Genomic DNA, 24,365 nt, shown 5'->3' on the forward strand with positions numbered 1-24,365 from the left:
CTATCCCGCGAGCTGCCCGTCGCCCGTCCGGAGCTTCGCGAAGCGCGGCCGCCAGGCCCGGCTCTGGGCGAGCAGCGGCGCGGTGCGCGCGAGGAGCAGCGCCAGATCCTCGGGGCGGCCGGCGTCGACCAGGGCGCGCGCCCGCCAGTAGAGGAGCTCGACCCGCTGGTCGGCGCTCAGGCTGCTGCCCAGCTCACCGGGCGGCTCCCCCTCCTCGCGCCCCGTCGCCCGCGTGCGCGTGCTCTCCATGCCGGACCTCGGGTCCTTCACGGCGAGCTGCATCACGCCGAGGAGGGCCTGGGCATACGGCGGCAGATCCGCGACCGCCCCCTGCGCCCTGAGCCACCGGAGCTGCCGGCTCGCATCCGCGTGCTCGTCGCGCATCGCATGGATCCGCGCGAGCAGGAGCGCGCTCCTGTAGGCCGGCCTGTCCTTCAGCTGCTCGTCGAGCGAGCGCGCCTGCCGCACCAGGGGCAGCGCCTCGTCCTCGTGCCCCCAGAGGTAGAGCAGCTCCGCGAGCTTGATCGTCGCGTCGCGCTCCGCCAGGGCGTTGGCCTCCTCGCGGGCCAGCTGGACCGCGCGCCGGAGGTCCGACATCGCGCGATCCGGGGCGTCGAGCGCCGGCCAGAGCTCCGCGCGGCGGACGAGCGCCGCGCAGAGGTGGCCCCGGTCGCCGCGCTCCTCGCAGCTGCGCACGGCGTCGTCGAAGCGCCGCACCGCCTCCTCGAGCTGGCCGGACCGCGCGAGCACGCAGGCCAGCAGCGTGAGCCCGGTCACGTGCGTGTCGTGATCGGCCTCGCGGACGCGCTCCACGCCGTGCGTGAGCCGCTCGAGGGCGTCGTCCAGGTTGCCCTTGCGGAACGCCGAGCGGCCGGCCGCGACCTCGAAGCGCGCGGCGAGCGCGGCGTCGGCGCGGCCCTCGCGGGCGTCGAGCAGCGGGATCACCTCCTCGACGCGCGCCGCCGACTCCTCCCAGGAGCCCGCCCGGTCGAGCGCGGTCGCCTCCTCGAGCAGCGCCTCCGCGATCATCCGCGGGTCCTTCATCGTCCGGGCCAGCGCCCCCGCGGAGCGGAGATCGTCGAGCGCCTCGCCGGTGCGCAGGACGCGGTAGCGCACGCGCGCGCGGCCGAGGAGCGCGAGGTACCGCTGGCGCTGATCGTCGCCGTCGGCCCAGAGGAGCGCGGACCCGTAGTGGCCCTCCGCCACCGCGTTGTTGTGCCGGTCGCGCTGGAGATCGCCGAGGAGCAGGTACGCGTGCGCCGCGCGCGCGCGCGACCCGGAGGCCGCGGCGTGGCGCGCGATCGGCTCGAGCAGGTCCGGCGCCCTCGGCCGGGCCTCGGCCATGAGCTCCCAGACGGCGAGCGCGTGCCGGTGCATCGCCGCGCGCTCCTCCTCGGTGAGCAGCGCGTAGATGGCCTCCTGCAAGAGCGCGCTCCGGAAGGCGTAGCTGGCGCCGCCGCACAGGGTGCCCTCTCCCTGCGCGGCGCCGTCTGCGCCGCGGGGGACGAGGAGCCCCCGCGCCACCAGCGCGCGCAGGGCGCTCGGGACGTCGACGTGGTCGACGCGCGCCTCCGCCGCGTCCTCGCGTTCGAGCGCGCGCTGCACGCTCGCCGCCACGTCCTCCGAGAGCTCGAAGCCGAGCACCGCGCAGAGCTTCGCGCACGCGGCGAGCTCCGGCGGGAGCGCCTCCAGCTGCCGCGCGGCGAACCACTGCCATGCGGGCGACGGCGGGAGCCTCTCCAGCTCGGCGGTCGCGAGCTGGTGGCCGCTCGATCTCGCCCGCAGCCGCACGAGGCCCGCGCGCTTGATCGCCCGGGTGAGCTCCACGAGGGCGCGCGGGTTGTAGCCGGCCCACGCGCAGATGCGCCGGAGCGTCGCGCTCGGCGGAGGCTCCGCGGGCCGGAGGAGCTCCGCGCAGAGCAGGAGCCCCGCGGCGTCGTCGAGCGGCGGGAGCGCGACGTGGTCGCGCGCGTGGCCGCGGGCGCTCAGCGCGTGGCGCCGCGGCGTCGGCGAGCAGCGCGCCGGCGCGCCGGCGAGCAGCACCCAGAGCGCGACCGACGCCTCGCGCCGCGTCGCGAGGTCGAGCGCGTCGAGCGTGGCGCTGTCGGCGAGGTGCGCGTCGTCGACGATCACGACGACCGGCCGCTCCATCCCCCTTCGGCGGAGCCCCTCGGCGAGCGCCCGGATCACGCTCCCGCGGCGCGGCGGCGGCCGGCCTGCGGAGCTGCCCGGCCAGCCCAGGACGGCGGCCACGGCGGGCCACACCTCGCCGCCGAGCGGCTCTCCGAGGCGCTCGACGCAGAACGCGCGCGGGTCGCCGGGCGCCGCGAGGGCGCCGTCCCTCGCGCCGAGCACCTCGGCGAGCAGGGCGGCCGCGGTCTGGCCGAAGCCGCCCCCGGGGCGCGCGCCGAGCTCCGGCTCGGCGCGCAGCGAGATCACGAGCGCGCCCGGGTGCGCGCGCCGGCTGCTCTCGGCGATCTCCTCGGCGAGCCGCGACTTGCCGACGCCGCGCTCGCCGATCAGCGCGCAGAGGCCGGGCCCGAGGCCCGCGAGCGCGCGCTCGCGGCTCTCCTCGACGGCGCTCTGGACATCGCTGCGCCCGACGAGCGGCGGCGCGGCGCGCGCGGCGTCGCGATGGCCCGAGGGCGGGGGCGCGTCCGGGGCGAAGAAGTAGCGGCCGTCCTCGCTCGCCGCGGCGACGTCGAACCCGGGATGGGCGGTGACGAGCTCGGCGCTGAGCGCGATGCCGCGCCACGGGTCCGCGGGGAGCCACGACTCGGGCCGCTCCACGGCGATCCCGGCGGCGTTGACGCCCTCGGCGTCGCGGCGGAGCTTCAACGGCGCGATGTGGATCGCGAGGGGCGCGCCGACCGAAGCGACGATCTCCCGCCCCGCGGCGAGCGCGCGCTCCGCGGCCGCCTCCTTCGGGCCGGGGAAGATCGCGACGAAGCGGTAGCCGCGCTGCCGCGCGAGGTGCCCGTCGTGGCGGGCCACGGCGGCGCGGACCTCGGCCTCGGCGCCGCGGGCCTCCAGGGCGAGCACCACCGTGTCGTGCCGGTCCGTGGAGCCCGTGGCGGCGTCGTCTCCCGCGGTCGCCGCGGCGCCGGCGGCGCCGCCGGCCAGGGCGAGCGCCTCGGCGCCCGCCGACGCGAGCGCGGCCCGCAGGCCCGCGGCGTCGGCCGGGCGGAGCGCGCGCTCCTTGGCGAGGCAGGCGAGGACGAGGGCCTCGATGGACGGAGGGACCTGGGCGATCTCGCTCGGCCTGGGGGGGAGCCGGCCGAGGTGCCCCTGCGCGACGTTCGCGGGATCGCCCGCGAACGGAGGGCGCAGCGTGAGCAGCTCGAAGAGGAGCGCGCCGAAGGCGTAGAGGTCCGCGCGCGCGTCGAGCGGCTCGGCCCGGAGCCGCTCGGGCGACGCGACCTCGGGCGTCCCGAGCATGTCGCCCAGCGTGGTGAGCGCGCTGTCGGCCGGGTGGCAGACGACGCCGCGCTCGCGCTGCGTGAGGCCGAAGTCGAGGAGCCGCACGCCGCCGTCGGGCTCGAGGAAGACGTTCTCGGGCGCGAGATCCAGGTGGACCAGGCCGCGCTCGTGCACCACCTGGAGACAGCTCAGCACGCCGAGCGCGACGTCGAGGGCGGAGCGCAGGTCGGGCGCGGCGGGCAGGCCCTCGAGGTGGGCCGCCAGCGTCTCGCCGCGGAGCCGCTCCATCGCGATGTACGCGCGGCCGTCCTCGAGCACGCCGTTCTGGAGCAGGCGAGGCGAGGCCGGCGGACCGAGCTGCTCGAGCGCCCACGCCTCGCTGCGGAACCGCTCGCGCGCGAGCAGCGAATGGGCCCTGCTGATCTTGAGCACGGCGGGCGCGCCGTCCTCCGCCCGCGTCGCGGCCCAGATGACCGAGAAGGCGCCCGCCGCGAGCGGCGAGCCGACGAGGAAGCCCGCGACGGACGGCGGCGTCTCGGCGTCGAGATCGACCGGCGCTGGGCGGGACGGCGCCGTGGCTCCGTCCGTCGAGCAGGAGGTGAGCACTGCGAGTCGGCGATGGCAGGAAGGGCAACGCGGCAAGAAGACCTCGGATGACCTCGGGTGGGGCCCGGCGCGATCCGTGACCGATATTACCGGTTATCCGGGTTGTCACGAGCAGGAAAACCGCATTGCGCGACACCGCCTTATGCCCATGGCGAAAGTGCGTGCCCCGTCACCCGCGACATCGTGGGCGTCGTGTCGACACCGGAGGACAGCGGCGGCGTCGGTCGCGCTGCGTGAGCGGGACCGCGGCTGTTGTCTTTTCCGAGCAGCCGGGCGAGCGAGCGGCAGGGGTGAATCTCCGTCGAACACCCACCTTCGGAGAGGCGGAGTCGGGTCCGCGCGTGACTGTGGCGCACGGACGTCGGCGGGGCTCGGCTGAGCCGCACCCGTCCGCGAGCTGTGGTGTATGCTGTTCCGAGCGTTCGGAGGGCTGGATGATCCATCGACAGACGGGCGAGATCGAGCTCACATCCGGGCTTCGCATCGGGCCCTCGTACTCGGAAGCGCAGTTCTTGTCGTCGCCGCTCGCGCGGATGGCCAACGCCCTGAGCCAGTCGCAGCCGTGGAGCGGATACAGGACGTCGCGCCAGCGCATCGGCTTCCGGACCTTCCGCATCACGCTGCACTTCTGCAGCGGCAAGATCGCGTGGGTCGAGCTGTTCGAGGTGGGGGCCGAGTCGAAGGCGTTCTGGAACGACTGGTCCGAGAAGGAGGAGGCGGAGCGCAAGGCCAGCCACGACGCCTGGCTGGCGTCGATCCTCGGCGCGCCGCCGTACGAGTATCCCTGGGGAAAGATCACCTCCCAGTACGACCCGCGGGGCGGTTACAGCAGCATCGTCGTGCGCTTCGGCTAGCGCGCCGGCGCGCAGGGGCCCGAGGCCGTCGCTGGTGCACGGGCCGGCGCCGCCCTCGGCGGGGCATCTGGCATCCGGGACGCGCTACAGCGCTCGCCGGTAGCGGATCTCCGGGAGGCTGCCGGAGCCGACCCGCGCCCACCGCCGCGCGCCGTCGCGGCTGAAGCCGGAGAGCTCGTAGAAGCGCCGCGCGCGGGTGTTCCCCTCGAGGACCCAGATCGTCATGGTCCTGTGGCGGCGCCGGGCCAGGTCGGCCTGCGCCGTGTCGAGCAGCGCGGCGCCGAGCCCGCGCCCCCACGCGGCCGGCAGGAGATAGATCGTGTAAAGCTCGCCGACGTCACCCGGGTCGTCGTCGCGCGTCGGCCCGGCGCTCGCGAAGCCGAGCCCGGCGTCCTCGGCGCAGAGCATCCAGGTCCGCGTCCCTGTCGCGGCGTCGCGGCTCAGGATGCGCCGCCAGCTCACCTCGCGCGCCGGCACGGAGAGGTCGTTGAGATCGGCCGCCGGCACCAGGCCCAGGTAGGCCGCCTGCCAGGAGTCGACCTCGATGCGCGCGATGACGGCCGCGTCTGCCGGCTGCGCCCGGCGGATGACCGCCCCTGTGATCCGCTCTGACATGGTGTCTCGCACCCCAGGTTGGCTTCCGCCGCGGCGCCCCGCCATCGCGCCGCCCGCCGCGCTCGCCGGCCGGAGGCGCCATCAAGCGGTGCCCGACGCCGCATTCATCATGATGCTCCATCCCTCGCCCGCGATGGTCCCCTAAGGTCCTTTTGTGCGCGGTGACGCTGCCGAGCGCTGCAAACGGAACCGAAGGAGGGAACCATGCTGTGCAAGGAGATCATGAAGCAAGACATCCAGAGCGTCCTGGCCGACGACACCATCCAGACGGCCGCGTGCAAGATGCGCGACGCGAACATCGGCTTCCTTCCTGTCTGCGACAGCGCCGGGAGGGTGCTCGGGGCGCTGACAGACCGCGACCTCGCCATCCGGGTGCTGGCCCACAGCCGGCCGCTGAGCACGAAGGCGGGCGACGTCATGACGCGCGGGGTGGTCGCGTGCCGGCCCGACGACGATGTGCAGCGCGCGGAGCAGCTGATGGGACAGCACCACAAGTCGCGCGTCCTGTGCACCGAGGCGGACGGCCGCCTGGTCGGCATCATCAGCTTGTCGGATATCGCGCAGAGCGAGGACGACAGGCACACCGCGCAGACCATCCGCCGGGTGACCGAGCGGGAGGCGGTGCAGCACGAGAGCACGCGATAGCTCGCCGGGCGATCACCTGAGCTTCGCGGCGGCGCGCGGCGCGGGCGACGAACGTGCGACGCTCGCCCTCGCCCCGCGCCATCGCCCGCCGCAGCGGCCGCTCGCGCCGCGGCGCCGCCAGCGCGCCTCGCGGCGCCTTTACCCCGGCGCTCCGCCGCCGATCGCGCCTATCGCCTCGGCCGTGAGCAGGCGCGTCCTCCGGCCCGACGCGAGCGTGAGGTGCTGTCCCCAGCTGGTCTGGTGCGGCATGTCCCCCTCGACGATCTCGCTCGCCCGGATCTCGAAGCCCGCGGCGCGGTAGGCGGGGCGCAGCGTGTCATCGACCCACGCGTCCGAGAGCTCGGGGAGCCCGAGCCGCGCCGCGTAGGCCCGATCGTCGAAGACGCTCTGGTTGAGCAGCGCGATGAGCTCCCCGCCCGGTCGGACGAGCCGGCGCAGCGCCTCGATCACCGGCGCCTCGGGCAGCACGAGGGCCGAGAGCAGCGAGGCCCAGGGGAAATTGAGGGTGAGGGTGTGGGCGAGCCCGGTGAGCTCCTCGGGCAGCGCTTGCACGGACGCGACGACGAAGAGCGCGTTCGGCCGGCCGCCCCGGGCGACCTTGCGGCTGGCGCGCCACGACACCTCGCGCATCCGCTCCCCCGCCGGGTCGATGCCGATGCAGCAGGTGTCGGGGTGGGCGCCGGCCGAGCGGTACACGAAGCGGCCGTCGCCTGTGCCGACGTCGATGAGGACGCGCGCGTGGCCGGCGAGCTTCGCCTCGAGGTCCGCGCGCGTCCACGTGACGGACGTCTTCCCGAGCTGCACGATCATCGTCGCCTCGAGCGCCGCTCTCCCCGGTTCCTCGCTCAGCCGGGGGCGCCCCCGTCCCCCGGGCGGTGCCCCTCGGCGCTCGCCGCCGCCAGCTCCCGGCAGGCGAGCGCCCGCACGAGGTCGTCGCTCGCCTCGCGGAGCATCCGGACCAGCATCGGCAGCCGCGGGGTCGCCGGCGCGCCGTCCGGGGCCCGCCCGAGCGCCGCGGTCCGCGCCTCCGCGCGGGCGAGGAGGTCCCGATCGACGCGGTACGAGGGGAACAGATGGGTGAAATACGCGGACGCGAGCTCGTGCGTCCGCGTCTCGAAGACCTGCTGCACCCGCTCGAAGAACGCCTGCGCGTACGGCTCGAGCAGCGCGCGCTGGAACGACCAGTTGAAGCCCGACATCGCCGCGCTGGTCAGGTGCAGCGAGCCGTACCCATCCTCGTGGAAGCGCGCCCAGGCCGCGGCCTTCACCGCCGGATCCGGGCGCGCCGTCTCGGCGCGCAGCGCGGCGCGCTGGCCGCGATCGGACGGGTCGCGCTCGCGCTCGGCCGCGAGCCGCTCCTCCGCGCCCTTCATGCCGCGCGCGACCCACTTCACGGCGACCGTCCAGCGCATCTCCTGGTCGATCTCGAGGCCATCCACCTCGATCTCGCCGTCCGCGAGGCGCGCGGCCAGCGCGAGATCCGGCGCGGAGTACGCCGCGTTGAAGAGCGTCCGCGCCCACACGATCTGCGCGTCGCCGCGGGGGGCCGCCCGCAGGGCCGCGAGGGCGAGGCCGGTGAACGAGCTCGCCTCGGCCTCGCGAAGGGGATCCGGCACGTAGCGCGCGAGCGCCGTCACCGCGTTCGTGAGCACCGGGTCGACGAGCGAGAGGTCCGGCTCGGCGGGCAGCTTGTCCCTCACCAGCGCGAGGTACGCGGGGGAGGCGAGCTTCTGGTCGCGCACCATGCTCCAGAGCGACGACCAGAGCAGCTGGCGCAGGAGAGGATCCTCCACGCGGCCCATGTGCTCGCGCACGAACGCGAGCGAGGCCGGGTCGAGCGCGATCTTCGCGAACGTGAGATCGTTGTGGTTGGGGAACACGAGGAGCGGCGCCCGCTGCCCCCGCGCGGCGGCGACCTCGGTCGCCGCGCCGTCGATCTCCGCCGGCACCGAGTCGATGATGAGCGCGCCGTCCTCCTCGCGCGCGAGCGCGACGTCGATGCGGTGCGGCCGGAGGGTCGGGTAGTCGGCCGGCGCCGTCTGCAGCACGCGGAGCCGGCCGATGCGGTCGCCCTCGGGCTCCCACTCAGCCGTCAGCGTGTTGAGGGACGCCTGCTCCAGCCAGAGGCGCGACCACGCGCCGAGGTCGCGGCCGGAGCCCTCCTCCAGCGCGGACAGGAACTCGCGCAGCGTCGCGTTGCCGTACTGGTAGCGCTTGAAGTACCGGCGCATCCCCTCGCGGAAGGCCGGGAGGCCGATCGCCGCGACGAGCTGCTTCATCGCGGCGGCGCCCTTGCCGTACGTGATGCCGTCGAAGTTCAGGAACGTGTGCTCCGTGTCGGCGAGCTCCCCGGCGATGGGGTGCGTCGTCACGAGCTGGTCCTGCCGGTAGGCCCAGCTCTTCATGACGTTGAACGCCTTCCACACGGCCGGCTGGAACCGGGTCGCCTGTTCCATCGCGAGGAAGGCCATGTACGTGGCGAAGCTCTCGTTCAGCCAGAGATCGTTCCACCACCGCATGGTCACGAGGTTGCCGAACCACATGTGGGCCATCTCGTGGAGGAGCACCTCCGCGCGCGTGAGGCGCTGGTGGTCCGTCGGCGGGTCCCGGAAGATCATGCGCTCGCTGTGGGTCACGGCGCCGACGTTCTCCATGGCGCCGGCGTTGAACTCCGGGACGAAGATCTGGTCGTACTTGGTGAAGGGGTAGGGGTAGTCGAAGAACTCCGGGTAGAAGTCGAAGCCCTGCTTCGTGATCGCGAAGAGCTCCTCGTGGTCGAGGTGCTTCGCGAGCGACCTGCGGCAGTAGAGCCCGAGGGGGATGCCGCGGTGCTCGTCGCGGACGCCGCTGTACGGGCCGGCGATCAGCGCGAAGATGTAGGTGCTGAACCGGGTCGTCTCCTCGAACACCCGCGTCGTGCGCCCGAGGCCCGCGCCGAACGTGCGGGTGACGCGGGCGTTGCCGATGATCTCCCAGTCCTCGGGCGCGGTGACGGAGAGCCGGTAGCTCGCCTTGATGTCCGGCTGATCGAAGCAGGGGAACACGCGGTGCGCGCTGAACGGCTCGAGGTCCGAGTAGACGTAGTCCTCGCCGTCCTCCGGGTCGCGGAAGTGATGGAAGCCGTCGCCGGTGTGATCGTAGTCGTTCTCGTAGACGACGCGCAGGCGCGTCTCCGGGGCGAGCAGCCTCCCCGGGAGGAGGATGCGGCAGTCAGACCACGCGGGCTCGATCTCGACGCCGTTGATCTCGAGCCGCTCGATGCGCCCGCCGCGGAAGTCGATGAACGTGTCACCGTGGCCGCGGACGTCGAAGTACGCGACCGCCTCGCCTCGGTAGCCGCGGGCGCCGCGCGAGAGGTCGAGGGAGAGCTCGTAGCGCGCGTTGCCGATGCGCGCGGCGCGCTCCTCGGCCTCTTTCTGGGTGAGCACGTCCCGTCCAGGGCCGCCGGTCGTCTCCGTCATGACTGCACACCCTAGGACGAACCGCCGGAGGGTGGCCAGCGATCTGCCGCGGTAGCGGTCGCTGCGCTGTCGGGCGACCGCCACGCCGCGCCTCCGTGCCCCTCGGCGCCCACCGGCCATCGAGCGCGCGCTCGGCCGAGCGTCCGTGGGAGCAGCGAGGTCGCAGCAGAAAATGCTGCTAAATTAGAAAATTGTACCATCGACCGCCGTGCGTGGCTCAGGGCGCCGGAGGGCTGCGGCGCCACACGAGCGCGACGGTGATCCCTGCGAGCGCGAAGGCCGCCTGGAGGAGGTGGACGAGCAGCGAGATCGCGACGGCGGAGCTCGCCGTGAGGCCGAGCAGCGAGGCGGCGAGCGTGAAGGCCCCGTCGGTGGCGCCGATCTGGCCCGGGATGAGGTCGCCGGCGGCCGTGCCGGCGGCGCCCACGCCGTACGCGGCGAGCGCGCGGAGGGGGCCGCTCTCGGCGCCGACGACGGCGAGCAGCACGCCGTACTGCACCGCCTGGAGCGCGCGGCCCGCGAGGCAGGCGGCGAACGGCCAGGCCGGGACGGGCGGGCGCTCGTGGACGGCCTCCTGGAAGGCGATGGCGAGCTGGCCGGCGCGGGCGAACCGCCGGGTGATCCACGCCGAGGCGGCGCGCTGCCGCGCGGCGAAGGCGACGCCGAGGCCGCTCGCGACCAGGAGGGCGGCGTGCGCGAGCACGCCGAGGGCGAGCGGGGAGGCGCCGCCGAGGCGGAAGAGGGCGATGGCCGCGAGGAGCGACAGCGGGGCCGAGGACAGGAGCGCGAGCGACTGGTTCGCCGTGGCGATCGCGGCCGCGCGCGGGGCGCCGACGTGGGGGGAGAGCAGCGCGGCCTTGACCGCCTCGCCCGCAGGGCGGCCGGCCGGCATCAGCGTGATGACAGGGTAGGTGACGACGTGGATGCGAAGCAGCTCCGCGGCCGGGAGGCGCCGCGGCGCGCAGAGCAGGCCGGTCGCGAGCGCCTCGCAGCCGACGCGCGCTGCCTCCAGCGCGATCAGGAAAGGCACGAACGGCGCGGCGCGGGTCACCGCGGCGAGCATCTCCGCCGCGCCGACGTGGCGGATGAGCGCGACCAGGGCGGCCAGGCCGAGGCCGCCGAGCGCCGCGTGGAGCAGCGCCTTTCGCCGCGCGCGGCGGGTGGCGAGCGCGTCCGGGGCGGCGGGCGGAGCGGCAGGGACGCGCGCCTCGTCGCCGGGCGCGGGACTGGAATCGCTGCCAGCGCATTCCTCTGCCGCTCGGGCCGGAGGCAAGGGAGCCATGGGGAGGGGGTGTGCTGCGAGGAGCGTGCCGGCGCCCTGTGGGTGCAGCGTGCGCACGCGGCGGTGAGCTGCCTCGCGGAGCGCACGCGCCATGGGCATGCAGCGCGCGCACGCGGCGGTGAGCTGCCTCGCGGAGCGCACGCGCCATGGGCATGCAGCGCGCGCACGCGGCGGTGAGGGGTCGAGCTTCTCGGCGAGCGGGAGCTCACGTGGGGACCTCCGGACGAGCAGCGGTGAGCGCTCTGGTCCTCGCGGGCCTCGCGGGCGCGGCCGCTCACGCCGGATCGAGCGGGGCGTGGAGCTGCGTGCCGGGCACCACGATGCCCCCGCGGTCGCCGGGGGTCAGCGCGCCGTAGCGCTCGCGGAACACCGGCGGCAGCGGCCGCGCCCCGGGCGGAGCGAGCCAGAGGCGGAGCAGGTGCCGCTTGCGATCCGGCTCGGGCCAGTCCTCGAAGGCCGTGCGATCGTGGAGCAGCGTGTGGTTGTGCACGAGCTGGATGTCGCCCGGGCGGAGCTCCATGGTCATGTGGAGCGCAGGGTCGTTGGCGAGGGCATCGAACAGGTCGAGCGCCTCGAACTGCCGCGCCGTGAGCGGCGGGACGCCGGGAAAGCGCCGGGCCGACTCGATGTACTGCCGCTGGTAGATCGCGGACAGGAGCCCTGCGTGCCAGCTCAGCACCGGGATGCGGAAATAGGGCCGCTCGCCCGCCGGCACCTCGCCCCGGCGATCGGTCTCGATCGGCGCGAACAGCGCCTCCGCCAGGTCGGGGCGCGCCCGCCGCATCTCGTTGTACAGCGTGACCGAGCTGACGAGCGCCGAGAGCCCGCCTGCCCTGGCGGTCCGGAGACAGAGCAGCGCCACGACATCGCACGAGTCGGTGTGGAAGGTCTGCCGCTCGCGTGTCTGGTAGATGCGCACGCTCGGATCCTGGCTCGACAGGCCGAGGTCCTTCACGTGACCGAGGATGTGCCCTCGCGCGTTCTGCGAGCGCGCGCTCCCCAGGTGGCTGCCGATGCCGAGGAACGTGATCGCGGCCGCGCCGAGGTCGCCGCGGTCGAGCCACGGGCCGCGCAGCCCGCGGAGCAGGGCGAAGCCGCGGCCGTCGAGCACCTCCGCGAGCACGCGGCGGAGGCGTGCGGCGAGAGATGGCAGCGGGAAGTCCTCGCTGCGCACCCGTGCCGGGTCGGCACCTGTCTCGGCGAAGCGGCGGACCGCGCCCTCGACCTCCTCGATCTCCGCCGGCGTGATGTGCTCGATCCAGCCGTCGCTCTGCGCCATCGCGGGGCCGTACCAGGCCGCCGGGCCGGGGATCTGCGCCGGGATCTGCGAGAGGTCGGTGCTCGGCGCGGTCTCTTCGGGGCTCATCGTCTGGCCTCTGCTCCTCTCTCCTGGCGCCCCTGGCATCTCGGCGGCTCAGGTTCCTCCTGTCTCGTCCGCGGTGCGCTCAGGGGGCGCTCGTCCCTTCGCGCGCGGCGCGCGCGCAGCACGGCGTCGGCGCTGAACACCGCGAGCCCGGTCCAGATGCAGGCGAAGCTCACGGCCTGGGCCGTCGTGAACGGCTCGTCATAGACCAGCACGGCCAGCAGGAACTGGCCGCTCGGCGCGAGGTACTGGAGGAAGCCGACGGTGGTCAGCGACAGGCGGCGCGCCGCGTTCGTGAACCAGACGAGCGGCAGGGCCGTGATGATGCCCGTCGCGGCGAGGAGGAGGTGGGTCCGCAGATCGGCGCGGCCCGCGGCGCCGGAGCCCTCGGCGTGGAGGGCGGCCAGGTAGGCCGCGCCGAGCGGGGCGATGAACGACGTCTCCAGGGTGGAGCCGGGGAGCGAGCCGACGGCGACGACCTTCCGCAGCAGGCCGTACACCCCGAACGTGCTCGCCAGGCCCAGGGCGATCCAGGGGATCGAACCGGCGCGCACCGCCAGGTACACGACGCCCGAGGCGGCGAGGCCGAGCGCGAGCCACTGGGCGGGCCGCAGCCGCTCGCGCAGGAAGAGCATGCCGAGGAGCACGCTGAGCAGCGGGTTGATGAAGTAGCCGAGGCTGGCGTCGAGCACGCGCCCCACCGCGACGGCGTAGATGAAGAGGACCCAGTTCGCCGACACGAGCGCGCCGGTCACCGCCATCGCCGCGACGACGCGCCGGTCGCGCAGGGCTGCGCCGAGCGCGCGGCCCTGCCCTGCGGCCAGCGTGAGCGCCACGAACGAGAGCAGGCTCCACACGGTGCGATGCGCCAGGAGCTCGACCGCGCCGACGTGACGGAGCTGCTTCCAGAAGATGGGGACGACGCCCCAGGAGCTGTAGGCCGCGATCCCGTAGGCGACGCCCCACGCGGCCTCCCGGGGGCTGTCGCGAGCATCTTCGGGCGTGCGCATCGGGGTCGTGCTTCCTCAGGGGGCGTCGCTCGACGTCGCCCGCCGCCCGGCGCCGCTGCTGTGAGGCGCCGCTCGTGTTCGATCGGACGGCGAACATGGCGAACCAGCGCGGCCATTTCAAGCCCTGCCCGAGAGAGCCGGGCTCGCAGGCTCGCCGCGAGGCCGCATGGCATCCGTGTTGCCGGACGCGGAGCGCGGCGCTGGAGTCCGCACCGAGCACAGCGAGGTAGGTATGCAAAGTGTCTACGCTCTGGCAGGGCTATGTGCAGCGATGATGGTCGCGTGCACACAAAATACGACCGGCGAGACGGAGCCTGGAGGCGCACACCCTGAAGACATGGGGTTCGTCACCGTCCAGTGGTCCATCGAGGACAAGACCGACGCCGCTCAGTGCAAGGCGCACGGCGCGACCGCGGTCGAGCTGGTCCTCATCAACACGAAGAACAACGAGGTCACGCGGCAGGTGGTCCCCTGCGAGCGGTTCGACGCGAGCGTGCAGCTCGTCGCCGACGACTATGTCGGGACGCTCTCGCTCGTCGACGAGAACGGCAGGCCGGTCAGCGAGCCGCAGGCGGTGGGGCCGTTCGAGGTCTCCGGGTCCGCGTCGACGACCCGCAAGATCAGCTTCCCCGCCGCCGGGGCGCAGCGCGGTACACACCGGCAGCCCGAAAGGCCACGGCGGTAGGCCCAGGCGGACCGCGCCGCGCGCGCCCGAGCCCTTTCGTGCGCCGATCGCGGGCCGGTCGCGGCCGCCCGCCCGCGGAGGCGCGCGATCGCGCCGCCCTCACGGCGGCGAGGGCGCTCGGTCCCTCCCCGCCCCGCCGGGGAGCCCGCTCCCTTCGATCAGCCTGAGGAGCTTGTCCTTCGTGGTCAGCCCCACGTGACGAGCCACCTCCTTGCCCCCGGCGAACGCGACGACGGTCGGAAACGCGCGGATTCCGAGGCGGCGGGTGATCGCCGGGCACCGATCGCCGTCGACCGCCACCACCTTCAGGCGCCCTGCGCCTTCCTCCGCCAGCTTGTGCAGGATGGGCGCGAGCGCGCGGCACGGCGGGCACCACTGCGCGGTGAGCTCGACGAGGACGGGCACCCCGGCCTCCAGCACCTCGGCGTCGAAGCTCGTCTCATCGATCTCGTGGACAGGATTCATGGACATGGCGTGAACCTCCATGCCCTGGCAGGTCTCGAGGGCGGCAACCATTACAGCGCTCATCCGTTGTAATGTGGGCGCGGCTCGACACCTGACCTCCTGGACCATGGGCGCCATCAAGGACGCGGACGATCTCCTCAACCATGTGTCGCACCTTGTGCGCTCCGAGCGTTCGGCGCTCGCGGCGCTGGCGCGCGCGGAGGGGGTGACGCCAGAAGACGCTGTCGACTGCGTGCAGGAGGGCCTCTGCACGCTGCTCACGCTCGCGCAGCGGGGCGCCCTCCCGGAGGACGTCGGCGCGTGGGGGGGCGTGCTCGCCGGGACGGTGCGGAACGCCGCGCGCAACCGGCGCCGCCGTCACTTCCGCGCCCGGCCGCACGACGACGTGGACGCGCACCCGGAGGCCGTGGGGGACGTCCCGGCGACCGACGAGGCGATCGCGCGCGCCGAGGAGCACGTCCGCCTGCGCGCGTGCGTCGAGGAGCTCTGCGAGATCCAGAAGGCCGTCGTGACGCTGCGCATGCTCGAGGAGCAACCCGGCGAGGACGTGGCGCGCGCGCTGGGCATCTCGGCCGGCCACGTCGCGGTGCTCCTGCACCGGGCGAAGCTCGCGCTGCGCGCGTGCATGACGTCGCCGCACTGAGCCGCGTGCTGCCGTGCGCTCTCGCGAGAGCGCGCGCGGCGCGGGCGCGGCGGTGTCTGCTATGTCTTGGGCGAGACGTCATGAGCCCTCCTTCGCCAGAACTTCACGTCCTCGCGCCCGATGAGCCGCCCGCGTTCGAGGTGGTGAATCCCGAGGGCCGCTCCAGCGCGGTCCTGCTCTGCGACCATGCGTCCAACGCGGTTCCGAGGAGCCTCCCCGAGCTGGGCAGGCAGCACGAGGCGCTCCGCGAGCACACCGGCTGGGACATCGGCGCGGCGCGCCTCTCGCGCCGCCTGTCGGTGCTCCTCGACGCGCCGCTCGTCCTCTCCGGCTACTCGCGGCTCGTCATCGACTGCAACCGGCCGCTGGGCTCGCTGACGTCCATCCCCGAGATCAGCTGCGGCGTGCCCATCCCCGGCAACGCCATCGACGCCGCGGAGGCCAGCGCGCGGGCCGACGCGTGCTTCTGGCCCTACCACCACGCGATCACCGCGCTCCTCGACGCGCGGCGGGAGCGCCGGAAGCGCACGGCGATCCTCAGCATGCACAGCTTCACGCCCGCGATGCCCGGCCAGGATCGGCCGTGGCACGCGGCCGTCCTCTACGGGCGCGACCGCAGGCTCGCCGCGCCGTTCCTCGAGGCGTTGCGGCGCGAGCCTGGGCTCTGCGTCGGCGACAACGAGCCCTACCGCGTGACCGAGGGCGGCGACTACGGGATCCCCACGCACGGCGAGGCCCGCGGCCTGCCCTGCGTGCTCCTCGAGATCCGCCAGGACGGCCTGCTGAGCGACGAGGGCGTGGAGGCCTGGGCCCAGCGCCTCGCGGCGAGCTACCGGGCCATCGAGGCCAGTGGCGTCGACCTGAACGCTCTCTCCCCGGACGCCGCCGCCGGTCGGTGATGTAGGCGGGGGCTCGGGGCCCGACGGCGAGGGGATCGCGCCCCTCGCCGTGGCGGGGAAAGTACGGCCTGCGGTGATTGACAAAAAAAATTGTCAATGATACCCACGGCGGTGTGCTCGACGTCGACGTCATCGAGGATCCGGCTGCGGCAGCGGCAGCGCTCGAGCCTGTCAGGAGCCGGCTGCTCTCGGAGCTCTCGGCGCCCGCCTCCGCCGCGACGCTGGCCACGCGCCTCGGGATCGCGCGCCAGAAGATCAACTACCACCTGCGCGCCCTCGAGGCGCACGGGCTCGTGCGCATGGCCGGGACGCGCAAATGGGGTGGGCTGACGGAGCGCCTGCTGGTCGCGAGCGCGGCTTCCTACGTCGTGTCGCCCGGCGCGCTCGGGCCTGTCGCGGCGGATCCGGAGCGCGCCTCGGACCGCCTCTCCGCGACCTACCTCATCGCCCTGGGCGCGCGCGTCGTGCGCGAGGTCAGCGATCTCTTGCGGCGCTCGCGGGAGGCCGACAAGCGCCTCGCGTCGCTGTCGATCGACGCCGAGGTCCGCTTCCGATCTCCGGCGGAGCGCGCCGCCTTCACCGGCGAGCTCACCCGCGCGGTGACGGCGCTCGTCGCGCGCTACCACGACGATTCGGCGCCAGGCGGGCGATCGCACCGCCTGGTGATCATCGCTCACCCCACCCCCACACCGAACGAAGCACCACGAAAGGAGTCATCATGCCCGTGAGAAAAGACGCGTCCGGCCGTCGCAGCGTCGAGGCCGAAGTCGAGGTCCCCGGCAGCCCCGAAGAGGTGTGGCGCGCCATCGCGACCGGGCCCGGGATCTCGTCGTGGTTCGTGCCGAGCGAGGTCGAGGAGCGCGAAGGCGGCACGACCGTCTCTCACTTCGCCCCGGGATCGAGCATGGATTCGGTCGCGACCATCACGGCCTGGGAGCCGCCTCGCCGGTTCACCGCCGAGGCCCCGGAGGACATGGGACCAGGCAGCCCCAAGGTCGCCACGGAGTGGATCGTGGAGGCGCGGTCTGGCGGGACCTGCGTCGTGCGCGTGGTGCACAGCTGGTTCGCGAGCACCGACGACTGGGACAACCAGTTCGAGGGCCACATGCACGGCTGGGCGGCCTTCTTCCGCATCCTGCGGCTCTATCTGGCCCATTTCCGTGGCCAGCCCTGCGCGGCGTTCCAGCTGATGGGCGCCGGATCCGAGCCCCGATCCGCGACATGGGACGCGCTGATCGGCCCGCTCGGGCTCGCTGGCGCCACGGCGGGCCAGCGGGTGAGCTCCGCCGCCGGTGCGCCGCCGTTCGCGGGGGTGGTCGAGCGCGTCGGCCCGAACGAGTACCCAGAGCTGCTCCTCCGGCTCGAGGAGCCGGCGCCCGGCATCGCCCACCTGTTCGCTCTTCCCATGGCCGGGCAGATCTTCCTGCCGATCCGGCTGTACCTGTACGGCGACCGGGCGCCCGCCGCGGCGGCGCGCGACGAGCCCGCGTGGCAGGCGTGGATGGCCGAGCGCTTTCCAATGCGCCCGCCCGGCTGACCCTCCGAGGCACCTTGTCTCACGTGTGACGGCCTGACGCAGGCGAGCCTCCGCCGGGGGCGGCGGAGAGCGTCACTCCGGGACCGCTCACGCCGCTGCGAACCGCCCGATTCAAATCGGTTTCCGGCAAATGCTCGGGGCGGCACCGTTCGTGTATCGCCAGGCCCACGGCAGCGATCGGCCCTCGCGCCGGCGCTCGTTCAACGGAGTCGATGGAGGTACCGATGAACCATGCAGTCAATCCGAGGTGGTGGGATGATCACAAGACGTCCGGCTGGGATCGCGTGAAGGAGGCGCTGCGCCGCGACTGGGAGCAGACCAAAGCGGACTTCACCAACACCAAGGGGCAGGAGCTCCACCAGGACGTCGGCGATACGGTGAAGCAGGCGCTCGGCAAGCAGCCGATCCCGCCGCGCTACGTGCCGAACACCGACTGGGACCAGATCGAGCCGGGGCTGCGCTACGGCTGGGGCGCGGCGAGCCATTACAGCGATCACACCGACTGGGACGATCGGGTCGAGAGCAAGCTCAGGGAGGAGTGGAACGACCTCAAGAGCGGGCGCACCTGGGACGAGACCAAGGGCGCCGTGCGGCGCGGGTGGGAGTCGGCGCGGCGCAAGGTCTCCTGAGCCGCGCGCGGGCGCCGACCTGGCAACGAGGCGCGAACGCCCGCGCCGCGACGATGCGCGGGACGCCGCTGCCAGGCCCGGCGGACGCGCCGGCGGCCCTCGACCGGATCACCGCCTCGACGGCGGGAGCAGCTCCCTCAGCGCGTCGTGCAGGCGGCGGTACGTCACGACGTCGCCGCGTGCCACACCCTCCCGCACGAGATCCCGGGCGACGTCCGGGCCGATGCCGGCGAGCACGCAGGTGCTGCCGAGCAGCCTCACCGCCGTCGCCACGCGCAGGAACAGCCCGAGCGCGCTCGCCTCCATCCGGTCGAGCCCGGTGACATCGATGACCACCGCGCGCGCCCGCCTGGCCGTGACGGCGGCGAGGAGCCGCTCCATCAGGTGCGCGCACCGCTCCTCGTCGACGAAGCCGATCACGGGGACGCAGAGGATCCGGCTCCAGACCTCGATGATGGGCATGGACAGCGCCCGGATCGCGGCGCGCTGGTGCTCGATGAGCGTCAGCTTCTCGGTGATCTCCCGCTCGTACGCGAGGTCGCGCGCCCGCGCGAGCTCCTCCTCGGCGCGGGCGCGCGCGAGCGCCTGCGATGCCGCGGGCAGGAGGCGGCGCACGAGGCTGACGTGGCGCGCGTCGAAGAAGGCGCGGTCTGGATGGACCAGCACGAGCAGCGAGCGCAGGGGGCCGGCGTGGAGCGGCGCGTGGAGCGCGGAGCCGTAGCGCGCGAGCACGGGCTCGGGCTGGCTCTGCCACTCGGCGAGCTGGCGGAGGTCGAAGCTGGCCACCGGCCGGCCCTCGAGCGCGCGCGAGAACGCGGGCCCGGCCTCCCATTCGGTCGCCGAGAGGCTCGGATCGGTCGCGACGAGGACGTGGCCGTCCGCCCCCTCATCGAACGCGATCACAAGCCCGGCGGCGGCCCCGAGCCGCTGCGCGGTCGCCTCGACGACGCGCGTCAGCGTCTCCGTGAAGCTGCCCGGCTCCGTGAAGCGCAGGAGCACCTCCGCCAGCCCTTCGGCCTCCAGCCGGAGCGCTCGCTCCTCCTCCTGCGCGCGTCGCAGCTCGGCAATGGTCTCGTGGGCAGCCTCGTCCATCACATCCTCAGTCTCCGAGCAGGACGACGCTGATGGAGAGGTTCGCGTGCTGGTTCTTGCCCCGGGTGAAGCACCCCTGCTCTCCGAAGGTGAACCTGCCGAGGAACGGCGTCTCTCCGAGCGACGCGGCCACCCCCTGGACGACGCGATCGAGCTCGTCGCGCACGGCGAGCATGCACCCCGCGCAGAAGATCACGAGCGCGCCCTGCGGGCGGAAGGAGGGCGGCGCGGCCCCCAGCGCGGCGTCGACCACGGACCGGACCCGGCCGATCACGCTCTCGCGCGATCCCTGCATGAGCACGAGCTCGTCGCCCTCGTTGATGTTGGCGCCGAACGTCATGGAGTTGTCCTCCTGCACGGTGTCCGGGTGGATGAGCACGAACTGGGGGACCTTGCCGATCCAGCCCGAGGGCCGCCCGAGGGGGTGGAGCGCCGTGTGCTCCAGGATCGTCCCGCCGCCGAGCTGCGCGGAGATCAGGCCGCCGGTCCAGCGGTTGTAGACCTCGGCGGCCGGGAGCCCGTCGATCTCGGGCAGGCGCCTGCCCTCGGCGCGGGTCACGCGACAGCGGTGCTCGGTGGGGGCATAGCCGGTGCTGAACGCATAGGAGATCTCCCCGGAGGGGTAGAGGGCGGACAGCAGCACCGCGCCCTCGTGGGCCTGCCCGCGCTCCATCTGCGATTGCCTGCCGACGATGGAGTCCGCCGCGCTGGAGCCGCCGAACACGGGCACGTTCGGGCCCACGACGTCCTCGATGCCGAGCAGGACGTCCTCCTCCGCGCCGGTCTGCACGCTGAGCCAGAGCAGGGCCGGGAGCTCGCCCGAGCGCCCGGCGTCCTCGATCGCGCGCGCCGCGGCGCGTGCGCCGGCGGCGCGCGGGGTCGCGCCGATCCGCTCGGCCGCGACGCCATAGGCGCCCTGCGCGTCGGCGACCCCGAGCAGCGCGAGGCCGGGACCGGGCGCGCCACGGACGCCCGCGGCGGTCATGACCGACTGGCACGAGCTCGATCCGTGCACGCGGACCGACGGCGGCAGCGTCGCGGTGGCGCGCGCGAGCTCGCCGACGTCGTAGGGCTCGGTGTAGCTCAGGAAGACGTGATCGGGCTCCGCGCCGAGGCCTGCGCGCAGCGCCGACATGGCCTCGGTGAACGCGGCGTTCGCCCCCGCAGCGGTCGACGACGACGTGGCGATCTTCATCCGCGCGGCCCTCCCGTGCCAGCGGTCCGAGCCGCCGGCGCGCTCCACAGGCCGTCTGTCGCGTTCATGACCTTTTCCTTCATCGGCGCTCTTTTCTTCCGCTTACGAGGCACCCGGTGATTCCCTGCGTCGGCGCTTATACACAAAACCGCACCGCGACGCCCCTGCGCTCAGCCGCCGATGAGGTGCCGCGCGTAACCGTACACATAGACCGTGATGAGCGCGGCGGCAGCCACGTTGAGCAGGAAGCCTGTCCGGATCATCACAGGGAGCCGCACGTACCCGCTACCGAACACGATGGCGTTGGGCGGCGTGCCCGCCGGTAGCATGAAGTCGCAGGACGCGGCGATCGTGGCCGCGAACAGCACGCCGAGGTCCTGCGGGAGCACGTTGAGCGCCACGTTCACCGTGGCGGTGTTGGAGGCCAGCGCCGACAGGGCGATCGTGCCGGCGCTGGCGAGCCCGAGCTGCGCGAGCAGCGGCGCCTCGGCGACGACCGCGAGCTTCGCGGCCATCCACGCCGAGAGCCCGCCGCCCTCGATGCCGGCCGCCATCGCGAAGCTGCCGCCGAGCAAGGCGAGCGTGCCCCAGGGCATCCGGCGCAGGGAGGCGAGCGAGAGGGCGCGCAGGGCGAGCAGGCCGAGCGCCGCCAGGACGGCCACGGTCGCCTCGTAGTGCTTGCCCTGCACCTTGAATCCGGCCGCGGCGCCCGAGCCGAGCGCGGCGCCCAGGCCCTCGAGCGCGGCCTGGAGGCGCGGCGCGAGCGCGGCGCGCAGCGGATCGCCGAGGATCCACAGCGCGCTGGCCGCTGCGAAGATGGCGGCGACGGTCTTCTCACCGCGGCTCATCGGGCCCATGGCCGCGAGCTCTCGGTCGAGCGCGTCTCGCGCGTGGCCGGGGCCGAGCCCGTCCCGCTTGCCCACGCGCCACAGGGCGAGCCAGAGCAGCGGGACGAAGAGGACCACGAACGGCAGGGCGATCACCATGTACTGCAGAAACCCGAGGTCGTAGCCCAGCTTGTCGGCGAGGAAGCCGCAGAAGATGGAGTTCGTCCCGGTGCCGATCTTCGTGCCGATCCCGCCGACATTGGAGGCGTAGGCCACCGCCAGCATGATCGCCGTCCCGTAGTGCGAGAGCCTGCGCCCCCCGGCGGCCGACTCCAGCTGCGCGAGCAGGGCGAGCCCGATCGGGAGCATCATCACGGCGGTCGCGGTGTTGGAGATCCAGAGCGAGATGGAGCTCGTCGCGACCAGCATGCCGAGCAGGAGCCGCTTCGGGTCCGTGCCGACCGCCCGCATGATGTGGAGCGCCACCCGGCGGTGAAGGCTCCACTGCTCCATGGCGGCGCCGATCGCCATGCCGCCGAGGAAGAGGAAGATGTACGCGTCGACGAACGGCGCGGCGGCGCGGGCCGCGTCGCCCGCCAGCCCGCGGCCGAAGACGCCCAGCAGCGGGAAGAGCACGAGCGGCAAGCAGGCGGTGAGCGCGACGGGCAGCACCTCGAAGAGCCACCACAGCGCCATCCACGCCGCGACGGCGGCCGCGTACGCAGGGCGGTGGCCAAAGCCAGGGACGGCGTGGAGCCCGCTCGGGACGAGCGCGATCGCGAGGGCGGCGGCTGGACCGGAGGCGACGCCGAGGCAGCGCAGCAGGCTGAGCCGCGCAGGCGGCGGGCGGCCTCGCTGAGGGGCGCCCTGCGGCGCGGCGGCGTGATCAGGGCGCTCCTGCATGGCGACTCTATCGTACACGCGCCTCCTCGCCGGTAGAGCGCGCCCTGCGCGCGGCGCGGCGGGCGCGGCGCGCGCATGCTAGGCGTCAGGCGCTCCGCACGGCGCTCGCGCCGCCCGCAGGGCAGGAGAGCCGCTGTGTCCGATCCCCTCGTCGTCAATGATGCGCTGACCGCCCCGGCCGCGCTCCTCAGCTGGAGCGCCGTGCGCGCGTCGGGGCCCGGCGGTCAGAACGTCAACAAGGTCGCCTCCAAGGTGGAGCTGCGCTTCGACTTCGGCGCGTGGCCGGAGCTCGCCGACGACGCCAAGGTGAGGCTGCGCGTGCTGGCGCGCGGCCGGCTCGACGCCGAGGGGCGGCTGTTCATCGTGAGCCAGCTAACTCGCGACCAGCTGCGCAACCTGGACGACGCGCGCGAGAAGCTGCGCGCGCTGATCCTGCGCGCGCTCGAGGTGCCGGTGCAGCGAAGGCCGACCCGGCCGACGCGTGCGTCGAAGGCGCGGCGGCTCGACGAGAAGCGGCGCACGGGCGAGAAGAAGCACGTTCGCCGCGGCGGGGGCGATCACGAGTGACGGGGCGCGCGGGCGCGGGGAGAGCGTCCAGCGCGCGCCCGCGCCGCGGCGGCCTTCGCTCAGCGCTTGCGCCGGGAGCCGGCGACGACCTCAGCGGCGGTCGTCGCGGTCGCCGCGCGCTTGATCCATCGCCGTAGCTTGCTCAGATCGTCGCAGCCGGCGATCGCGCGGGCCACCTCGGCCGGCGTGGCGACCCCGCGCGACTTCAGCACCATGAGGATGGCCTCCTGCGCCATCCTGATCTCGCCGCGCGCCTGGCCTCGCGCCTCGCCGCGCGCTTCACCGCGCGCCTCGCCGCGTGCTTCACCGCGCGCCTCGCCGCGTGCCTCGCCGCGTGCCTCGCCGCGCGCTTCACCGCGCGCTTCACCGCGCGCCTCGCCCTCTGCGAGCGCTGCCTCGAGCGCGGGCACGCGCTTGTCGAGCAGCGCGCGGGCCACGGCGTCGTCCGAGGACGCGGCCTCGAGGAGCGACTGGATCGGCAGCGGGCGCACGAGGCAGGGATCCTCGATGACCGCATCCTTCGGCAGCGGGCGCCAGCCGTCGGTCTCGCGCGACCACTCCATCACCCGGCGCTGCTTCACCAGGATGCAGAACACCCGCCGCACGCCGCGAGCGATCAGCAGGCGCGCCTTGGTGGTCGGAACGGCGAGGGCCTGCTTGTCGCTGACCTCGAAGGCCAGCTCCTCCAGCCGCCGCCGGCCTGCGCGGTCGGGCTTTTGCGCGAAGACGCTGGCGTCGGCCGCATAATCGCTGCCGAGGTCGGTCCGGGTCAGCATGTCCACGGCGCCCCGGTAGCCCTCGGCGACATGGGCGCCGAGGACGTAGGTCAGATCGAAATGCTGCGTCGCGTGCGGCGGATCGGTCGGGGCGGCGTAGACCTCGACGCCGTGGAGGTACTCCACCCGCGTCTCGGGCGGGGCCAGCCGGTCGTCGACGTGCGGGCGCGCCCTGCCGGCCGAAGGCGCGTGGACGGTGCGACCGGAGGCGCCGGCACCGGGCGCGAGGAGGACGTGATCGTGCCTGCGCATGACCTCTACCATAGCGCAGCCAGCGACCGGCGGGGATCGCGGCGCCGGCGTCCGCGCATCCGCCGCGCAGCCGCGGGCGAGGCTCAGGTGCTCGCTCTCAGGCAGCCCAGCTCGTAAAGCCCCATCCACCCGACCTCCGGGTCGGTGCAGGCGCCCTCCCTGAGCTGCTCCACGAAGTCCTCGATCGGCTTCTCTACCACGTCGATGAACTCCGTCTCATCCAGCGCTTGCGCCCTCTCGCGCACGCAATCCACGGCCAGGAACGCGTGTCGTTCGATGGTCGAGTAAGCGCACTCCAGCGGGCGGCCGAGCGGCACGAGCCGCCCGGCGACATACCCCGTCTCCTCGAGAAGCTCGCGCGCCGCCGCCTCCTCCGGGGCCTCGCCTGGCTCGACGCCGCCCCCCGGGAGCTCGTCGAGGATCCGATCGGGCCCCGGCCTGTACTGGCGCGCCAGGATCACCTTCTTCTCGCGGGAGATCGCGAGGACGCAGACGACTCGCCCCTCTTTCTTGAGCGAGAACGTGCGGACCTGCCCGTCCGGGAGCTCGAAGGTGACGTCCTCGATCCTCCGCCACGGCGAGTGCTGGACCACGCGCCGCTCCACTGCCTTCCACCGCACGACCGTCATGACCAACCCA

General features: G+C 73.9%; 22 protein-coding genes. 9 read left to right on the forward strand and 13 right to left on the reverse strand.

The genetic code is table 11. The features are described from left to right. Window positions 1–4,026 (reverse strand): serine/threonine-protein kinase, encoded by a 4,026-nt coding sequence (locus tag WME79_RS13185; protein ID WP_437535177.1) that lies wholly within the window; start codon window positions 4,024–4,026, stop codon window positions 1–3. A gap of 434 nt (window positions 4,027–4,460) precedes the next feature. Between WME79_RS13185 and WME79_RS13190 the strand changes: the two genes are divergently transcribed. Further along, window positions 4,461–4,880, forward strand: a complete 420-nt coding sequence (locus tag WME79_RS13190; RefSeq protein ID WP_437535178.1) for a hypothetical protein — start codon at window positions 4,461–4,463, stop codon at window positions 4,878–4,880. Window positions 4,881–4,964: 84 nt separating this feature from the next. On the opposite strand, the gene WME79_RS13195 is transcribed toward WME79_RS13190, so the two are convergent. Beyond that, window positions 4,965–5,495 (reverse strand): N-acetyltransferase family protein, encoded by a 531-nt coding sequence (locus WME79_RS13195; protein WP_437535179.1) that lies wholly within the window; start codon window positions 5,493–5,495, stop codon window positions 4,965–4,967. Between the two features lie 204 nt (window positions 5,496–5,699). Here WME79_RS13195 and WME79_RS13200 point away from each other — a divergent pair, with 204 nt between their 5' ends. Continuing rightward, window positions 5,700–6,140: a CBS domain-containing protein gene (locus WME79_RS13200; protein WP_437535180.1), complete on the forward strand. Its 441-nt coding sequence runs from the start codon at window positions 5,700–5,702 to the stop codon at window positions 6,138–6,140. Between the two features lie 138 nt (window positions 6,141–6,278). Here the strand turns inward: WME79_RS13200 and WME79_RS13205 are convergent, their stop codons facing one another. The 5 genes from WME79_RS13205 to rarD all read right to left on the reverse strand — a co-directional run bounded on the left by WME79_RS13205 (window position 6,279) and on the right by rarD (window position 13,256). Continuing rightward, on the reverse strand, window positions 6,279–6,950 hold the full coding sequence (locus WME79_RS13205) for a class I SAM-dependent methyltransferase (RefSeq protein ID WP_437535181.1): 672 nt from the start codon (window positions 6,948–6,950) through the stop codon (window positions 6,279–6,281). Between the two features lie 35 nt (window positions 6,951–6,985). Next, entirely contained in the window at window positions 6,986–9,601 is a 2,616-nt protein-coding gene (gene pepN / locus WME79_RS13210) for an aminopeptidase N (RefSeq protein ID WP_437535182.1), read from the reverse strand. Between the two features lie 217 nt (window positions 9,602–9,818). Beyond that, window positions 9,819–10,982 carry a lysylphosphatidylglycerol synthase domain-containing protein gene (locus WME79_RS13215; protein ID WP_437535183.1) on the reverse strand — a complete coding sequence of 388 codons (1,164 nt, stop codon included), beginning with the start codon at window positions 10,980–10,982 and terminating at the stop codon, window positions 9,819–9,821. 175 nt (window positions 10,983–11,157) lie between these two features. Further along, window positions 11,158–12,249 carry a TauD/TfdA family dioxygenase gene (locus tag WME79_RS13220; RefSeq protein ID WP_437535184.1) on the reverse strand — a complete coding sequence of 364 codons (1,092 nt, stop codon included), beginning with the start codon at window positions 12,247–12,249 and terminating at the stop codon, window positions 11,158–11,160. Then, a complete protein-coding gene (gene rarD / locus WME79_RS13225; RefSeq protein WP_437535185.1) occupies window positions 12,246–13,256 on the reverse strand; it encodes an EamA family transporter RarD in 1,011 nt (336 codons plus the stop codon). The genes WME79_RS13220 and rarD overlap by 4 nt, the downstream gene beginning before the upstream one ends. A gap of 337 nt (window positions 13,257–13,593) precedes the next feature. On the opposite strand from rarD, the gene WME79_RS13230 reads away from it, so the two are divergent. Then, complete coding sequence (locus WME79_RS13230) at window positions 13,594–13,941, forward strand: hypothetical protein (protein WP_437535186.1); 348 nt, start codon at window positions 13,594–13,596, stop codon at window positions 13,939–13,941. A 99-nt stretch (window positions 13,942–14,040) separates the two neighbouring features. Here WME79_RS13230 and WME79_RS13235 read toward each other — a convergent pair whose 3' ends face one another. Continuing rightward, entirely contained in the window at window positions 14,041–14,412 is a 372-nt protein-coding gene (locus WME79_RS13235; RefSeq protein WP_437535187.1) for a thioredoxin family protein, read from the reverse strand. Window positions 14,413–14,512: 100 nt separating this feature from the next. Here WME79_RS13235 and WME79_RS13240 point away from each other — a divergent pair, with 100 nt between their 5' ends. From WME79_RS13240 to WME79_RS13260, 5 genes are all read left to right on the forward strand, one after another. Next, on the forward strand, window positions 14,513–15,049 hold the full coding sequence (locus WME79_RS13240) for an RNA polymerase sigma factor (protein ID WP_437299372.1): 537 nt from the start codon (window positions 14,513–14,515) through the stop codon (window positions 15,047–15,049). Window positions 15,050–15,129: 80 nt separating this feature from the next. After that, the gene (locus tag WME79_RS13245; protein WP_437535188.1) at window positions 15,130–15,948 is read left to right on the forward strand and encodes an N-formylglutamate amidohydrolase; all 819 of its coding nucleotides are present in this window, start codon (window positions 15,130–15,132) and stop codon (window positions 15,946–15,948) included. A 113-nt stretch (window positions 15,949–16,061) separates the two neighbouring features. Continuing rightward, window positions 16,062–16,676 (forward strand): ArsR/SmtB family transcription factor, encoded by a 615-nt coding sequence (locus tag WME79_RS13250; RefSeq protein WP_437535189.1) that lies wholly within the window; start codon window positions 16,062–16,064, stop codon window positions 16,674–16,676. Further along, window positions 16,667–17,485, forward strand: a complete 819-nt coding sequence (locus WME79_RS13255) for an SRPBCC family protein (protein ID WP_437535190.1) — start codon at window positions 16,667–16,669, stop codon at window positions 17,483–17,485. Before WME79_RS13250 ends, WME79_RS13255 begins: the two co-directional genes overlap by 10 nt. A gap of 224 nt (window positions 17,486–17,709) precedes the next feature. Continuing rightward, on the forward strand, window positions 17,710–18,114 hold the full coding sequence (locus WME79_RS13260) for a hypothetical protein (RefSeq protein ID WP_437535191.1): 405 nt from the start codon (window positions 17,710–17,712) through the stop codon (window positions 18,112–18,114). 108 nt (window positions 18,115–18,222) lie between these two features. Here the strand turns inward: WME79_RS13260 and WME79_RS13265 are convergent, their stop codons facing one another. The 3 genes from WME79_RS13265 to WME79_RS13275 all read right to left on the reverse strand — a co-directional run bounded on the left by WME79_RS13265 (window position 18,223) and on the right by WME79_RS13275 (window position 22,131). Further along, the gene (locus WME79_RS13265) at window positions 18,223–19,206 is read right to left on the reverse strand and encodes an STAS domain-containing protein (RefSeq protein WP_437535192.1); all 984 of its coding nucleotides are present in this window, start codon (window positions 19,204–19,206) and stop codon (window positions 18,223–18,225) included. 7 nt (window positions 19,207–19,213) lie between these two features. Next, window positions 19,214–20,401 carry an FIST signal transduction protein gene (locus WME79_RS13270; RefSeq protein WP_437535193.1) on the reverse strand — a complete coding sequence of 396 codons (1,188 nt, stop codon included), beginning with the start codon at window positions 20,399–20,401 and terminating at the stop codon, window positions 19,214–19,216. A gap of 170 nt (window positions 20,402–20,571) precedes the next feature. Next, the gene (locus tag WME79_RS13275) at window positions 20,572–22,131 is read right to left on the reverse strand and encodes an SLC13 family permease (RefSeq protein WP_437535194.1); all 1,560 of its coding nucleotides are present in this window, start codon (window positions 22,129–22,131) and stop codon (window positions 20,572–20,574) included. 135 nt (window positions 22,132–22,266) lie between these two features. Between WME79_RS13275 and arfB the strand changes: the two genes are divergently transcribed. Next, window positions 22,267–22,698, forward strand: a complete 432-nt coding sequence (arfB, locus tag WME79_RS13280) for an alternative ribosome rescue aminoacyl-tRNA hydrolase ArfB (RefSeq protein WP_437535195.1) — start codon at window positions 22,267–22,269, stop codon at window positions 22,696–22,698. 59 nt (window positions 22,699–22,757) lie between these two features. Here the strand turns inward: arfB and WME79_RS13285 are convergent, their stop codons facing one another. Both WME79_RS13285 and WME79_RS13290 read right to left on the reverse strand, forming a co-directional pair. Next, window positions 22,758–23,726, reverse strand: a complete 969-nt coding sequence (locus WME79_RS13285; RefSeq protein ID WP_437535196.1) for a Uma2 family endonuclease — start codon at window positions 23,724–23,726, stop codon at window positions 22,758–22,760. An 83-nt stretch (window positions 23,727–23,809) separates the two neighbouring features. Continuing rightward, window positions 23,810–24,355, reverse strand: a complete 546-nt coding sequence (locus WME79_RS13290; protein WP_437535197.1) for an NUDIX hydrolase — start codon at window positions 24,353–24,355, stop codon at window positions 23,810–23,812. Window positions 24,356–24,365 lie beyond the last annotated feature (10 nt).

The sequence above is a fragment of the Sorangium sp. So ce726 genome, from assembly GCF_051521405.1.
In the GTDB taxonomy this organism is placed as follows: domain Bacteria; phylum Myxococcota_A; class Polyangia; order Polyangiales; family Polyangiaceae; genus Sorangium.